General features: G+C 65.5%; 21 protein-coding genes and 1 tRNA gene. 16 read left to right on the top strand and 6 right to left on the bottom strand.

All coding sequences use genetic code 11. From position 1 onward, the window contains the following. Nucleotides 1-80 precede the first annotated feature (80 nt). Genes IB255_RS28685 through IB255_RS28670 form a run of 4 tightly spaced genes read left to right on the top strand, consistent with a single transcriptional unit; the run spans nucleotide 81 to nucleotide 2704 of the window. On the top strand, nucleotides 81-938 hold the full coding sequence (locus IB255_RS28685; RefSeq protein WP_081520039.1) for a MaoC family dehydratase: 858 nt from the start codon (nucleotides 81-83) through the stop codon (nucleotides 936-938). 46 nt (nucleotides 939-984) lie between these two features. Further along, nucleotides 985-1302, top strand: coding sequence for a nucleotide pyrophosphohydrolase (locus IB255_RS28680; RefSeq protein WP_017520638.1), 318 nt, complete (start codon nucleotides 985-987; stop codon nucleotides 1300-1302). Further along, complete coding sequence (locus tag IB255_RS28675; RefSeq protein ID WP_192211211.1) at nucleotides 1299-2069, top strand: methyltransferase domain-containing protein; 771 nt, start codon at nucleotides 1299-1301, stop codon at nucleotides 2067-2069. The genes IB255_RS28680 and IB255_RS28675 overlap by 4 nt, the downstream gene beginning before the upstream one ends. A gap of 53 nt (nucleotides 2070-2122) precedes the next feature. Continuing rightward, nucleotides 2123-2704, top strand: coding sequence for a DUF4136 domain-containing protein (locus IB255_RS28670; RefSeq protein WP_192211210.1), 582 nt, complete (start codon nucleotides 2123-2125; stop codon nucleotides 2702-2704). On the opposite strand, the gene IB255_RS28665 is transcribed toward IB255_RS28670, so the two are convergent. Then, the gene (locus IB255_RS28665; RefSeq protein WP_192211209.1) at nucleotides 2689-3615 is read right to left on the bottom strand and encodes a glycerophosphodiester phosphodiesterase family protein; all 927 of its coding nucleotides are present in this window, start codon (nucleotides 3613-3615) and stop codon (nucleotides 2689-2691) included. The two genes, IB255_RS28670 and IB255_RS28665, sit on opposite strands and share 16 nt — an antisense overlap. A 144-nt stretch (nucleotides 3616-3759) precedes the next feature. Between IB255_RS28665 and IB255_RS28660 the strand changes: the two genes are divergently transcribed. The 5 genes from IB255_RS28660 to IB255_RS28640 are packed head-to-tail and all read left to right on the top strand — an operon-like array spanning nucleotide 3760 to nucleotide 6342. Next, the gene (locus IB255_RS28660; RefSeq protein ID WP_412548099.1) at nucleotides 3760-4320 is read left to right on the top strand and encodes a DUF4136 domain-containing protein; all 561 of its coding nucleotides are present in this window, start codon (nucleotides 3760-3762) and stop codon (nucleotides 4318-4320) included. A 28-nt stretch (nucleotides 4321-4348) separates the two neighbouring features. Beyond that, nucleotides 4349-4843 (top strand): GNAT family N-acetyltransferase, encoded by a 495-nt coding sequence (locus tag IB255_RS28655; RefSeq protein ID WP_081515753.1) that lies wholly within the window; start codon nucleotides 4349-4351, stop codon nucleotides 4841-4843. Further along, on the top strand, nucleotides 4830-5204 hold the full coding sequence (locus IB255_RS28650) for a DsrE family protein (RefSeq protein WP_081515751.1): 375 nt from the start codon (nucleotides 4830-4832) through the stop codon (nucleotides 5202-5204). The genes IB255_RS28655 and IB255_RS28650 overlap by 14 nt, the downstream gene beginning before the upstream one ends. Further along, on the top strand, nucleotides 5201-5662 hold the full coding sequence (locus tag IB255_RS28645) for a glycine cleavage system protein H (RefSeq protein ID WP_151188423.1): 462 nt from the start codon (nucleotides 5201-5203) through the stop codon (nucleotides 5660-5662). Before IB255_RS28650 ends, IB255_RS28645 begins: the two co-directional genes overlap by 4 nt. After that, nucleotides 5659-6342: a M15 family metallopeptidase gene (locus IB255_RS28640; RefSeq protein WP_192211208.1), complete on the top strand. Its 684-nt coding sequence runs from the start codon at nucleotides 5659-5661 to the stop codon at nucleotides 6340-6342. Before IB255_RS28645 ends, IB255_RS28640 begins: the two co-directional genes overlap by 4 nt. 30 nt (nucleotides 6343-6372) lie before the next feature. Here the strand turns inward: IB255_RS28640 and IB255_RS28635 are convergent, their stop codons facing one another. Next, entirely contained in the window at nucleotides 6373-6798 is a 426-nt protein-coding gene (locus IB255_RS28635) for a hypothetical protein (RefSeq protein ID WP_192211207.1), read from the bottom strand. 179 nt (nucleotides 6799-6977) lie between these two features. On the opposite strand from IB255_RS28635, the gene IB255_RS28630 reads away from it, so the two are divergent. From IB255_RS28630 to IB255_RS28610, 5 genes are all read left to right on the top strand, one after another. After that, nucleotides 6978-7394, top strand: coding sequence for an anti-virulence regulator CigR family protein (locus IB255_RS28630; protein ID WP_151188425.1), 417 nt, complete (start codon nucleotides 6978-6980; stop codon nucleotides 7392-7394). 274 nt (nucleotides 7395-7668) lie between these two features. Continuing rightward, a complete protein-coding gene (locus tag IB255_RS28625) occupies nucleotides 7669-8292 on the top strand; it encodes a GrpB family protein (RefSeq protein ID WP_192211206.1) in 624 nt (207 codons plus the stop codon). A 71-nt stretch (nucleotides 8293-8363) separates the two neighbouring features. After that, the gene (locus IB255_RS28620; protein ID WP_045216516.1) at nucleotides 8364-8567 is read left to right on the top strand and encodes a hypothetical protein; all 204 of its coding nucleotides are present in this window, start codon (nucleotides 8364-8366) and stop codon (nucleotides 8565-8567) included. A gap of 83 nt (nucleotides 8568-8650) precedes the next feature. After that, nucleotides 8651-8866 (top strand): DUF6434 domain-containing protein, encoded by a 216-nt coding sequence (locus tag IB255_RS28615; protein WP_081515737.1) that lies wholly within the window; start codon nucleotides 8651-8653, stop codon nucleotides 8864-8866. Next, nucleotides 8867-9289, top strand: a complete 423-nt coding sequence (locus IB255_RS28610; protein WP_192211205.1) for a hypothetical protein — start codon at nucleotides 8867-8869, stop codon at nucleotides 9287-9289. Here IB255_RS28610 and IB255_RS28605 read toward each other — a convergent pair. From IB255_RS28605 to IB255_RS28595, 3 genes are all read right to left on the bottom strand, one after another. After that, nucleotides 9251-9688 (bottom strand): hypothetical protein, encoded by a 438-nt coding sequence (locus IB255_RS28605; RefSeq protein ID WP_192211204.1) that lies wholly within the window; start codon nucleotides 9686-9688, stop codon nucleotides 9251-9253. The two genes, IB255_RS28610 and IB255_RS28605, sit on opposite strands and share 39 nt — an antisense overlap. 62 nt (nucleotides 9689-9750) lie before the next feature. Continuing rightward, the gene (locus IB255_RS28600) at nucleotides 9751-9993 is read right to left on the bottom strand and encodes a DNA-binding protein (protein WP_192211203.1); all 243 of its coding nucleotides are present in this window, start codon (nucleotides 9991-9993) and stop codon (nucleotides 9751-9753) included. Nucleotides 9994-10006: 13 nt separating this feature from the next. After that, the gene (locus tag IB255_RS28595; protein ID WP_192211202.1) at nucleotides 10007-10429 is read right to left on the bottom strand and encodes an Arc family DNA-binding protein; all 423 of its coding nucleotides are present in this window, start codon (nucleotides 10427-10429) and stop codon (nucleotides 10007-10009) included. Between the two features lie 373 nt (nucleotides 10430-10802). Here IB255_RS28595 and IB255_RS28590 point away from each other — a divergent pair, with 373 nt between their 5' ends. Then, nucleotides 10803-11099, top strand: coding sequence for a hypothetical protein (locus IB255_RS28590; protein WP_192211201.1), 297 nt, complete (start codon nucleotides 10803-10805; stop codon nucleotides 11097-11099). Nucleotides 11100-11232: 133 nt separating this feature from the next. On the opposite strand, the gene IB255_RS28585 is transcribed toward IB255_RS28590, so the two are convergent. Next, nucleotides 11233-11328 (bottom strand) — tRNA-Sec (locus IB255_RS28585). Nucleotides 11329-11473: 145 nt separating this feature from the next. Between IB255_RS28585 and IB255_RS28580 the strand changes: the two genes are divergently transcribed. After that, nucleotides 11474-11692, top strand: a complete 219-nt coding sequence (locus IB255_RS28580; RefSeq protein WP_081515725.1) for a carbon storage regulator — start codon at nucleotides 11474-11476, stop codon at nucleotides 11690-11692. Nucleotides 11693-12061: the final 369 nt, after the last annotated feature.

Genomic DNA, 12061 nt, shown 5'->3' with positions numbered 1-12061 from the left:
GCCGCGCGCCGCGTTGCCACGGCCAATGCCCGCCGGTGACCGGCGGCTAAGCTGAGTGAATATTCGTCAGGAGATACCCGATGCCCCGCGATTGGCTTGACCTGTCCGCCCCACCCGCCCTCACCGGCCTGTTCGCCCGCGCCGCCGTGCGCCGCGGCGTGCGTGGCCGCAGCCTGCCGACCCGCGGCTTGCGCTGCCCGGTCACGGTCGACCCGAAGCACCTGGAGCGTTATCGCAAGGTCTGTGGCTTCGCCGACAACCACCTGCTGCCGCCCACCTACCCGCACATCCTCGCCTTCGGCCTGCAGATGGGCCTGCTGACGGACGCGCGCTTCCCCTTCCCGCTGCTGGGCCTGGTCCACCTGGAAAACCGTATCAGCGTGTTGCGTCCGCTCGGCGGCCTGGGGCCGTTCAACGTCAGCGTGCGGGTGGACGACCTGCAGCCCCATGAGAAAGGCGTGACCTTCAGCATCATCACCCAGCTGCACGACCAGCTCGGGCTGCTCTGGGAGGGTGACAGCCGCATCCTGTTCCGCGGCATGCGCCTGGACGGCACGCCGCCGGCCCGCGAAGAGGTGGCCGAGCTGCCGCTGGAGCAGATCGACGCCTGGAACTGCCCGGCGGACATCGGCCGGCGCTACGCCCGCGTGGCCGGCGACTACAACCCGATCCACCTGTCCGCCGCCAGCGCCAAGCTGTTCGGTTTCCCCCGCGCCATCGCCCATGGCTTGTGGAACAAGGCGCGCAGCCTGGCCGCCCTGGGCGAGCGCCTGCCGATGGCCGGCTATCGGGTCGACGTGCGCTTCCAGAAGCCGGTGCTGCTGCCGTCCCAGGTCAACCTGCTGGCCAGCGAGCCGGCGCCTTCCGGGCAGTTCAGCCTGCGCGGCAAGGACGGCCTGCCGCACATGGCCGGCAGCTGGAGCCCGCTGGACGTTTGACGCGCCAGGCTTGAAGCTATGGGGCTCACGTTGGAGCCCCATCTGCATGAACCTCGAAGCCATCACCGCGCGCCTGCACGCCATCCGCGACCACAACGACTGGAGTCGCTTCCACAGCCCGAAGAACCTGGCCATGGCGGCCAGCGTGGAAATGGCCGAGCTGGTGGAAATCTTCCAGTGGCTGCGCGAGGACGAATCGCGCCAGCTGCCGCCGGAGAAACTCGCCCACGCCGGGCAGGAAGTCGGTGACATCGTCCTTTACCTGCTGCTGATGTGCGCGGAACTGGGCATCGACATGGACCAGGCCGTGCTCGCCAAGCTGGCCGACAGCGAGCGGCGCTTCATCGAGGGGGGCGCCAAGTGAGCGATTCCCCGAAGACCGGCGACCGCCATTTCGACGAACTGGCCACGCGCTTCGCCGAAAAGATCTATGGCGGCGCCAAGGGTGCCATTCGCCTTGCCGTGCTGCAGGCCGACCTCGCCGAGGCGCTGCCCGACCGCCCGCTGCGCGTGCTGGATATCGGCGCGGGGCTGGGCCACATGTCGCTGTGGCTGGCCGGGCGCGGCCACGACGTCACCCTCGCCGAGCCCGCCGCGCCGATGCTCGAAGGCGCACGCCAGCGCTTCGATGAAGCCGGCCTGCAGGCCACCTTCATCGCCGCGCCCTGGCAGGACCTGCTCGGCCAGCTCAATGAACCCTATGACCTGGTGATCTGCCACGCCGTGCTGGAATGGCTGGCCGAACCGCTGGCGATCCTGCCCGTGCTGCACCAGCTGACCCGTGCCGATGGCTGGCTGTCTCTGGCCTTCTACAACCGCGACGCGCTGATCTACCGCAACCTGCTCAAGGGCCACTTCCGCAAGCTGCGCAAGAACCGTTTCTCCGGCGAGGGCCAGAGCCTGACCCCGCAGGAACCGCTCGACCCACGCGTACTCGAAGGCGCCATGGCCGGCCACTGGAGCATCGAGGCGCGCAGCGGCGTGCGGGTGTTCCACGACTACATGCCGGTGGAGTTCCAGCACAAGGCCGAGCCTTTGGACCTGGTGGAGATGGAACTGCAATACCGTCGACATCCCGCCTTCGCCGGCCTCGGCCGCTACCTGCACTGGCTGTGCCGGCCGCAGGATTAGGTGCATAGTTGCCACTGCGCACGCCTTACCAAACCGGTGTGCCGGAGTCCGTCATGCCGCGTTACCTGTTGATCCTGCCGCTGCTCAGCGCCCTGGCTGCCTGCCAGGGCCAGAACCCCTACAGCAACACCTCGCTGCCGATCCCGCCCGCCCTCGCGCAGGCCGCCAACCCCGGCCTCGACCCCGGCAGCTACCCGGCCCCGCCGCTGGACTACGGGCGCTACCGCTCGTGGAGCTGGATGGACGGCAGCGGTTTCGGTGGCCCGCTGCAGGACGCCGTCAGCGAAGCCCTCGACCAGCGCGGCCTGCGCCCGGCACGCTCGAATACCCCGGCGGACCTGACCGTCAGCGCGCACCTGTCCAGCGAGCAACGCACCCGGCAGACCACCGACTATTACGGCGGCGGCTACTACGGCGGCTGGAACGACCCCTGGTACGGCGGCGCTTCCTACCCCGTCACCCGCACCTACGTGGTCACCGTCAGCGTGGTGCGCATCGCCCTGTACGACGCCCATAACCACCAGGAAATCTGGAGTGGCAGCGCCGAATACGAAAACGCCAGCAGCCAGACCGACCAGGCCCGCGCCCTGCGCGAAGCCGCGCGCAAGGCCATGGACGGTTACCCGCCGGGCTGAAGCCCGGCGCGCCGGTAGGCAGGCACGCTCGCCGGCGAGTCCACCATCACCGCATCCGCTCCCAATTCGCGCGCCGCGCCATAGGCGGCTGCGGAATTGATGCCGAACATCACCACCTTCGTCCCCTTGGCGCGGCGCACGCAGGCCATCGCCTGCGGCGTCCACAGCTTCGCGGGCTTCACCGGGTAGGACGACGAGCCGAGGGTGAATTGCTCCGTCACCGTCAGATCGCGCTCCAGCTCGATGCCCATCCAGGCGCCATCGGCCGGTGGCGAACAACGGCCGGCCAGCGCCAGATCGACCAGCCGGTTACGCGTGGCGTCGCGGCTCTCGAAGCGCCGCGCGCGGTCGCCGTAGTGCTGTGCCAGGTAATCGCTGGCATCACGCTCGGTGGAGTAGAAACGCACCCGCGACCACGCCTGTTGCTGATCCAGCGTGCGGGCCACCGCGTCGATGACCTCGCCCACCGGTTGCGCCTTGATATCGAGGAACACCGGCACTGTCGGTGCAATGGCCTGCAGTGCCTCGGCCAGTGTCGGGATAGCCTGCGGCTGCGCGCGGTATGGGTAATTGCCCGCCGTATCCTTGAACTGATAACCCGCATTCACCGGGCGCAGCTGTTCCAGCGACTTCGAACCCACGGCGCCCTGGGCATCGGTCAATGCCGCAAGGTCCGCCGGCCGGTACAGCATCGCAACACCATCGGCGGAAACCTGAACAGACAGCCAGAGCGCATCGCTGTGGTTGGCCAGCGCCTTGCCTATCGCCAGCAGCGTGTTCTCAGGCGCATCCGCCGTGCCGGCTCGATGCGCCACCACCTCGGGTTGTGGCAGCGCCGGCCGCACGCTGTCGAAGCTGCATCCCGCAAGCAGCAGCATCCCCAGTGTCGTCACGGGCAGCCCATGCTTCATGTCCTTCTCCATTCCTTGAACGAGCGACGACTCTAGCAACCGGAAGCGCCGCGCTAGACGCGGAACATTCCCCGCTTGCCAATCCTTCTGCCTTGCGCTTGGATGGAATTCTCTGACAGGAGTATTGCGATCATGATCCGCCGTTTGCTGTCCCGTTCACTGCTGCTGAGCCTGATGCTCGGCCTCGCCGCCTGCGAAACCACCAGCGTCAGCCGCGACTACGACACCACCCGCGACTTTTCCCGCTACCTGACCTGGAGCTGGGCGCAGCCGGCCTTCGAGTACCGCCCGGATGATCCGCGCATCAAGAGCGACCTCACCGAGCAGCGCATCAGCGATGCGATTGCCGGCGAGTTCGACCAGCGCGGCCTGCGCCAGGCACAGGGCGGCAACCCCGGCGACGTGAAACTGCGCGCCTACCTGATCGTCGACCAGCGCCAGGACCAGGTCACCACCTACAGCGGCGGCTACTGGGGCGGTTACTGGGGAGGCTACTGGGGCCCGCCGCCCATGGCCGAGAGCCGCACCGTGACCTACAAGGTCGCCACCATCCAGGTCGACATGTTCGACGGCAAGGACGGCAAGCTGGTCTGGCGCGGCAGCGGCGAGCAGATCATGCGCAGCAGCCCGCCGACGCCCGCCGAGCGCGAAGCGGCGATCCGCGAGACGGTGCAGAAGATCATCGCCCAGTACCCGCCGCACTGATCGGCCCGACCATGACACGGGAGACCGCGTGAACCAGCCCGCCCTGCAACACCGCCCCGCCCTCGCCGACGACCTCGGCGAGGTGGTCGGCTTTCCCCAGGACGCCGACGAACTCTTCTACTGCTACCCCAAGGCGAGCTGGCCGCTGACCATCGGCCAGCTCGCTGCCGCCATCGCCGAACGGCGCGGAAGCACCGTGGCGCTGCAGGGTGGCCGGGTCGCCGGCTTCGCCAACTTCTACCAGTGGCAACCCCACGAATTCTGCGCGCTGGGCAACATGATGGTCGCGCCCTGGGCGCGGCGGCACGGCGTCGCGCAGTACCTGATCGAGGTCATGGAGAATCTCGCCCGCGACCAGTACAAGGCGCAGGTCATGAAGGTGTCCTGCTTCAACGCCAACGCCGCCGGCCTGCTGCTTTATGCACGCCTGGGCTACAAGCCACAGGGCATCGTCGAGCGCGCCGACCCGCAGGGCCGGCGCATCGCCCTGGTCCAACTGGAGAAAGCCCTTGTCCACGCCTGAGCCCCAGCGTGTGCTGATCATCGTCAGCAGCGGCCCGAGCACCCCGGCGCGCTGCGCCGCGCCCTTCTACACCGCCACCCTGCTGGCGTGCATGGATGCCAAGGTCACCCTCTTCCTCAGCGGCGAAGGCACACGCCTGGCCTTCCAGGACATCGCCGACACGCTCTATGCCGCCGAAGACGGAGAGCCCATCAGCCACTTCATCCAGCAGGCCAAGGAAGCCGGCGCCCGCCTGCTGATGTGCCGCGCACCGGGCGTGGCCATCGACGAAAGCCGGCTGATCGAGGAAGTCGACGAGATCGCCAGCGGCGGCGAGCTGGCGCGCATGATCCTCGAGTACGACCGGGTGCTGACGCTGTGAAGCTGCACGGCCTGGAGTTCCCGGACGACCTGCTCTACGCGCCCGACTACAACCTCTGGCTGCGCGAGGAGGAAGGCGGCGCCGTCACCCTCGGGCTCACCGCCTACGGCTGCGCGGTCTACGGGCAGATATTCGCCTTCACCCCCAAGCGCGACGGCTGGCACATCGACTGCGACCGCAGCTTCGGCGTGGTGGAATTCGCCAAGGCCGCCTCGTCGGCGCGCAGCCCGCTGGACGGCACCGTCCTCGCCAGCAACGAAGCCGTGGTGCGCAGGCCAGGGCTGATCAACCAGGACTGCTATGGCGAAGGCTGGATGGTGCGCCTGAAGCCCGACGACTGGAGCGCCGCCCGCGCTCGCTTCCTCCAGGGCGAAGCCGCACTGGAGGCCTTCGCCCAGCGCATGCACCTGGACAACTTCGACCCCGACGACGACGGGGTCCAGGCCCTGCGCCCATGAGCCGGGCAGGCGCGCAGTTCACGCTGCTGCTCTGCCTGCTCATCAGCCCGCCGCTACGCGCCGACCAGCCCACCCAGGACGGCTTCGTCTATCTCGACCAGGTGCTGAAGACCGCGCGCTATGACGTGCGCTACGCCGGCACCGACAACTTCGTCGGCGAGCCCATCGACGGTTACCAGAAGGCGCGGATCATCCTCACCCGCGAAGCCGCCACCGCCTTGGCTGCCGTGGAAAAGGACGTTGCCCTGAGCGGCCTGGCGCTGAAGATCTTCGATGGCTATCGCCCGCAGCGCGCAGTGGAAGACTTCCGTCGCTGGGCCGCCGACCCGCACGACATCCGCCAGAAGGCCCGCTACTACCCACAGCTGGACAAGCCAGCGCTGTTCCGCGACGGCTACATCGCCAAGCACTCCGGGCACTCGCGCGGCAGTACTGTCGACCTCACGCTGGTGGATTCGAAAACCGGGGAGGAGTTGGACATGGGCAGCCCGTTCGACTTCTTCGGGCCCATCTCCCATCACGGCACGGCGCTGGTCAGCGTGCAGCAGACGCGCAACCGCGAGACGCTGCGCCAGGCCATGCTGCGGCACGGCTTCGAGCCTTACAGCGCCGAGTGGTGGCACTACACCCTGAAGGCCGAGCCTTACCCGCAGACCTACTTCGACTTCCCGGTGCAGTGAAGGACAGCGGCCGTCCCTGGCCGTGCTGGATCAGTTGTCGCGCTGGGTGCTCTTGTGGGCCGGCTTGGTGGCGGAGATCGCCGCAGCCTTGGTCTTGCCCTGGGTATCCCTGGAGTGCGCCACGGCGGACGTCGCCTGCCCATGGCCCTTGCTGTCGTTCTTCTCGCTGCCGTAGTGATTGCCGCTCAGGCCATGGTCGCGGGTGGCCTTGCCGGCGTGCTCGCCACCGTCGTTCGCGCCATTGCTGTTGCTGCCGTGGTTACCGCCGGCATCGCCCTTGCCACCACCGTGGCCACCGCCATTACCACCACCGCTTCCGCCGCCATTGCCACCACCGTGACCGCCACCATCGCCCTTGGCATAGGCCGAACCGATGGGCGAGAAGTCGGCAGGCAGCAAGGCTGTCGTGCCGAGTGCGACTGCACAGGCTACTGCAACAACCAGGGACATTTTCATCTTGTTATCGCCTCCATGGGCGGGTCTTGGGATACCTCTATGACCCTGGCGCAGGCCCCGCCGTTCGCGGCCTGCCGACGAAGTGCCAGCACGCATGTGCCAACTTGGCCGCCACCGGAGTGTTGCGGCAACGGCTACGCTCACCGGCACAGGAGTCTCACCATGGAGGCAACACGGACATGTCCAGAATCAATACCCTTCTGGCGGCAGCCATCGGCGTCGCCCTGCTGGGCACCAGCCCCCTGCTGATGGCCGATCCGGGCAAGAACAAAGGACACGACAAAGGCGGCCAGCACGGCAATCAGGGCAACAACTGGCAAGGCGGCCCGAGCATCGACATCGGCGGCGTGCAGGTCATCCTCAACGACAATCGCAACTACTGGAGCCCCGGCGCGGCGCTGCCGCCCGGCATCCAGAAGAACCTGGCCCGCGGCAAGCCGCTGCCGCCGGGCATCGCCAAGAAGCTCGACGGCCGCCTGGTCGGCCGTCTGCCCCACTACGACGGCTACGAATGGCAGCAGGCCGGCACCGACCTGCTGCTGGTGACCATCGCCACCGGCGTCATCTACGAAGTGCTGCAGAACGTGCTGGATTGACGCTGCTTCCCCTGTAGGAGCAACTGTCTTTTCTCGGTGCTTGACCGCTGGCACCCGTAGGGCGAATAACCCGGAACGGGTTATCCGCCAGGACGGCGGATAACGCCATAGGCGTTATGCGCCCTACAGGGGATAGCGAGGCATGGAGCTGTTGCAGGAGCGGGCCATGCCCGCGATCGCGCCCATGGTGCGCTCCTACAGGATTACGCGGAACTCCGCCCACCGGATCAACCTCCAACCCTCGCCCCCACCGCCCCACCGCTGGAGTTACCGCATGACCCCGCAAGCCCCCGAATTCGACGGCCAGCGCTGGAGCAACGCCGAAGAAGACCGCATCGAAGTTGTCGCCGCCGATCCCCGCTGGCCCCAGCGCTTCGCCGAAGAAGCCGACGCCATCGCCCGTGCCGCCGACCTTCCCGGCCTCGGCATCGAGCACATCGGCAGCACCGCCGTGCCGGGGCTGGACGCCAAGCCGATCATCGACATCCTCCTGCTGCCGCCACCGGGCAGCGACCCGCACCAACTGATCGAACCGCTGCAAGAGCTGGGCTACCAGTACTGGGCCGAAAACCCCGACACCTCGCGGATGTTCTTCGTCAAAGGCATGCCGCCGCTGGGCAGCGGACGCAGCCACCACGTCCACGTCATGGACCTGAGCGACGCCTCGCGCCGCCTGCTGTTCCGCGACTGGCTGCGCACCCACCCCGACGACGCACAGCGCTACGCCCAGGTGAAGCACGAACTGGCGAAGCGCTTCCCCACCGACCGCGACGCCTACACCGAAGGCAAGGACGAAGTCGTCGCGCAGATACTCGGCCGCGCGCTCAACCCGCTCGAGCACCACCGCGACGGAGAAGCAGCCCACGGCGGCGAAATCCAGGGGCCGGACAGCCGCTGAAGAACGCTGCGCGTTAATCCGCCGTTAATCCAGCCGGCCGAAGCTCGGGGCTCCCCTCAGGAGGAAGTCCCATGCTCAAGCTCTCCGTGGTCACCTTCGCCTGCTTCACCCTGGTCGGCTGCGCCGACTCCCCGCACTTCAGCCACTTCAGCGCCATCGAATCGCCCGTGCGCGAATCCTTCGGCGAAGACAACCTCGAACGCCAGCCCACCCGCGTGCGCCTGCAAAGCGACGATTACTCGGCGCAGCAACAGCGGATGATGTGGGGCCAGTGACGCCGCAACACCTCGGCAGACCGCGCCAGCGGCTGCCGATTGCGTTATAACGGGTGCTCCCCCAAGGCACAGGAACGGACACCATGGCCTTCGACTGGCACAGCGACCCGATCACCCGCCAGACCCCGCTCGACGCCCACTACCGCAACACCCAGAACGTCCGCCGCTTCATGACCCAGCACTGCGGCGACGGCTTCCATTTCGACCGCGCGTTCATGGCCTGGGTACGCAGCGGCGCGCCAGCGGACATGGGCGCAGTGGTGGATGAGTGGCGCCGCCGCAAGCAAGGGAAGTGCTGAATGCACCAACCGACATTCACACCCGAGGAGGTATGCCATCGCACTGGCCTCGGCAAGCAAGACAAACTTGTGCGCCAATGGCTCGTCGGTATTCCGCTTGCCGACAGGACAGAATTCCTCAGGCAGCTCTGGCTGCTGAACTACCGGTACGCGCTCGATCTCTTCCAGGCCGCTCAGCTTCCCGCCAATGAGAACAGGCAACTGGTGCGGCATTGGCTTCGCTCGGGCCATCACAATGCAGCACAGGCGCTTATCCAGCGGGCGACTCCTGTCCTGGGAGAGAAGACGTTCTGGCGGATAGCCTCAGAGGAAACGCTGACTTCTGCCATGCGTGACTTTCTGAACTACCACGGCGGCAATCTTCTGGACGAGGCGCGCCTGACGTCAACAGCCGCCAGCGTTGACTCCAGCTCCCAGCCATAGCGTGAAGCTGCCATCGCGAATCGGCATCGCCTGCCGCACCACGCCGTAGCGCAGCGGCAGCACACCGCCGGTGCTGACCTTCAAACGGTCAGCCAATGCCAGCACCTCCTCGAAGGAAGCCTCCGGCAGGTACTTGTTGAAGGAATAACTGTCGCAGCCAATCAGCACCTGCACCGCGTACACGTCCTGCCCGACCGGATCGTAGACCAGCAGTCCCTGCAACTCGATGCCCGCCGGCAGCCGGAACAGCGCCCGCACCAGCAGCAACGAAACACCGGGCGCCACCTCCGCCGCCGTGGCCAGCGGCACCAGGAACGCATCCTCGCGAACGCCGTCCTGCCAGCGCCACAGGTCGCTCAGTTCCAGATGGTCTTCGGTGAATTGGTCCAGTCTGACCATGGCTCGCCTCATCCTTGCGGAAATGCCTGCCGCGACCTCAGGACAGCGTGTTTACTAGGGCCCTAGCTATCCACGTCCGGGGCTATTTGCCCACGCGCAGCGTCCGTTTCGCCCTTCCACAGCCAAAGCTCGTATTCCGGAAACGCGGCGATCACTTGCTCGAGGTCTTCCGCTCGCGTTTTGGTCTTCAGGTCCGTGGCGACCGTCTGCCAGCGGCGACGATTTTTGATAGTGGTCATTTTGGCCAAATGCGACGGACCAAGATGACGGACAAGAATTCGGAGACGCTCTTCAACTTTCCCCATTGCCACGACTACCTCAGAAGCGAATCAGAATCGCCGATGCACCATCCCACGCCACTTCATATCCCGCAGCTTCAAGCTCTTGAGTTAAGGGCAGGGTCAACTCTGAACGTTCATCTGCCGACAGTCCTTCCGCCAGCGAGAGATCATGCAGAGAAACGCTGGCCACGCTGTGTCCCAGCGACACCGCCCGATTGATCGCGATGATGGCTCGATTTCTGATGATCGTTGGAAGCGCCTCATGAGCGAGCGCCATCAACTCCCGCGCCCTCGCGGCAGGAACCAATGTCTCGCCGGGCGTTGAGGTGAGGAAGCTCGCTTCTAACCGTGCAACCAGTTCGGAGTTTAGGGATCGCCCAAAATCGAGCGCAGCCTGATCGAGCTGCAAACGCAGCTCAATCGGCATCCGGAGTTTGAATTGGGGGTCATCTCTGCTCATCGGCGGATGATGGACCACGGTGGTCTTGACAACAATGGAACCACCGTGATCCCATCAAAATCAAATGGATCACGGTGGTCCGAATGACTTCCGGAGAGCATCATGGAACCGGATCACACGCACTCCAACGCGCCTCCGAATAGTCGCCAGGACTTGGAAACCATCGAGCACTGGTCGGAACGAAACGGTATCGAGTTTCAGCTCGCCCTTGCGTGGGCAGTGAATGGGCAGCTCCCTACTGTGCACATCGGTGATCGACGCATGATCAACAGCGCTCTTTTGAGGCGCTGGCTACTGACACAGAAATGGACCAGTTGAAGTTCAGCAATTTCACACATGGAAAGCCAGCGACTCGCCCTCAGGAGAATTCCCCATGTACCAATACGGTTCAGCGAATCCCGTTTCCCTGCTCGGCCAATACGCATTGGTATCCACCACCTGCGACGCCGACCCAACCCCGGAACTGCACTGCATCCAGATCGTCGGCGTGGTGCCTCCGCTGGATCAGATCATCAGCCGCCCCTACTTCCTGGTGATGGACCAAACGCTCCGCCGTCCCTACCCGCAGGAGATGTTCTGGCACAACATCCAGTCGCTGAAGGTGCTCGAACCGGAAGAGGTCGAAGCCTGCAAAGACCTGATTCCCCAGGACGGGATCATGATGTGCTGAAGCGGCCTGCCAGAGACCTTTTGATCGCGGGCGTAACATCGGCGCCTGCGGCACCCGCAGACAAAAAGTACTTTGAATCGCTCCGCAATCGAGTACGAGCGCGACAAACCGCGCGGACCGAAGCAAAGGAAATTGGCGGAAGGCAGTGAGAGTCGAACTCACCCAGGAACGGCTGCCGTCCCCCACCGGGTTTGAAGCCCGGCCACGCCACCGGGCGTGATTGCCTTCCCTGGTTAGAAGCCGGCTGCACGAAGGCAGCGGCGAAAGCGGGAGCCCGGATGTTGCCATCATTGCCATGATCGATGCCAGCGCAGCGATGCCGCAGCAGCCAATCCATCACCCAACCCCACCCGCCACCGAGCAAGCGAGTCCTCATGGGAAACCTGCTGTTGAGCCGCAACATCTTCGAAGCCATTCACCTCTTCGTCGACCCGGAATGCTCCGACGAAGAACTCATCCGCCAGCTGCGCAGCCAAAAGCTGGTGATCCGAATCGGCAGAGTGCAGGACCAGCAAGTGCGACTCGTCATCGCCGCGCCGCCCTGCGTCCGAGTTCTGCGCGAAGAACTGTTGCCGGACGACACGCATCAGTAATGCCGCCCGCAGATACATCCCGTGAGGGGCCGAGTGCTCTCCTGAACACCCACCTTCGACGTAGCGTATTTACCTGTAGAAAGCGAAGATCCAGACAGGAATGACACTAGCTTTCTTTCCGCGAAAGCCGCTCATACGAGCACATCGCGACGCTCCGAAAAAATAGTATCAAGGGTTCGACTCTCTCTGCCTGGAAGGTCCACACCAATCCTAAGTGGACCGCAACCTCGGGCAGCTATCGACCCAGGCTGTGTGAAAACGTCGTCCTCGCCTAGAGTTGCTGGAGCAACGTCAGCGGGGGCGGCGTATGAAGCGATTCATCGAAGAGGTGAGCCGAGCACAGGTCAGCTTGCTTCCCGAATGCCTGGA

Origin of the sequence: Pseudomonas sp. PDM22 (genome assembly GCF_014851965.1) — a bacterium.
GTDB lineage: Bacteria > Pseudomonadota > Gammaproteobacteria > Pseudomonadales > Pseudomonadaceae > Pseudomonas.
This window is presented reverse-complemented; position numbering and strand designations above follow the sequence as displayed.

Excerpts from the sequence above, each read along its gene's own strand:
- IB255_RS28685 (WP_081520039.1), top strand. The coding sequence starts at position 81 with ATGCCCCGCGATTGGCTTGACCTGTCCGCCCCACCCGCCCTCACCGGC.
- IB255_RS28680 (WP_017520638.1), top strand. The coding sequence starts at position 985 with ATGAACCTCGAAGCCATCACCGCGCGCCTGCACGCCATCCGCGACCAC.
- IB255_RS28670 (WP_192211210.1), top strand. The coding sequence starts at position 2,123 with ATGCCGCGTTACCTGTTGATCCTGCCGCTGCTCAGCGCCCTGGCTGCC.
- IB255_RS28665 (WP_192211209.1), bottom strand. The coding sequence starts at position 3,615 with ATGAAGCATGGGCTGCCCGTGACGACACTGGGGATGCTGCTGCTTGCG.
- IB255_RS28640 (WP_192211208.1), top strand. The coding sequence starts at position 5,659 with ATGAGCCGGGCAGGCGCGCAGTTCACGCTGCTGCTCTGCCTGCTCATC.
- IB255_RS28635 (WP_192211207.1), bottom strand. The coding sequence starts at position 6,798 with ATGAAAATGTCCCTGGTTGTTGCAGTAGCCTGTGCAGTCGCACTCGGC.
- IB255_RS28630 (WP_151188425.1), top strand. The coding sequence starts at position 6,978 with ATGTCCAGAATCAATACCCTTCTGGCGGCAGCCATCGGCGTCGCCCTG.
- IB255_RS28625 (WP_192211206.1), top strand. The coding sequence starts at position 7,669 with ATGACCCCGCAAGCCCCCGAATTCGACGGCCAGCGCTGGAGCAACGCC.
- IB255_RS28620 (WP_045216516.1), top strand. The coding sequence starts at position 8,364 with ATGCTCAAGCTCTCCGTGGTCACCTTCGCCTGCTTCACCCTGGTCGGC.
- IB255_RS28615 (WP_081515737.1), top strand. The coding sequence starts at position 8,651 with ATGGCCTTCGACTGGCACAGCGACCCGATCACCCGCCAGACCCCGCTC.
- IB255_RS28610 (WP_192211205.1), top strand. The coding sequence starts at position 8,867 with ATGCACCAACCGACATTCACACCCGAGGAGGTATGCCATCGCACTGGC.
- IB255_RS28605 (WP_192211204.1), bottom strand. The coding sequence starts at position 9,688 with ATGGTCAGACTGGACCAATTCACCGAAGACCATCTGGAACTGAGCGAC.
- IB255_RS28600 (WP_192211203.1), bottom strand. The coding sequence starts at position 9,993 with ATGGGGAAAGTTGAAGAGCGTCTCCGAATTCTTGTCCGTCATCTTGGT.
- IB255_RS28595 (WP_192211202.1), bottom strand. The coding sequence starts at position 10,429 with ATGAGCAGAGATGACCCCCAATTCAAACTCCGGATGCCGATTGAGCTG.
- IB255_RS28590 (WP_192211201.1), top strand. The coding sequence starts at position 10,803 with ATGTACCAATACGGTTCAGCGAATCCCGTTTCCCTGCTCGGCCAATAC.
- IB255_RS28580 (WP_081515725.1), top strand. The coding sequence starts at position 11,474 with ATGGGAAACCTGCTGTTGAGCCGCAACATCTTCGAAGCCATTCACCTC.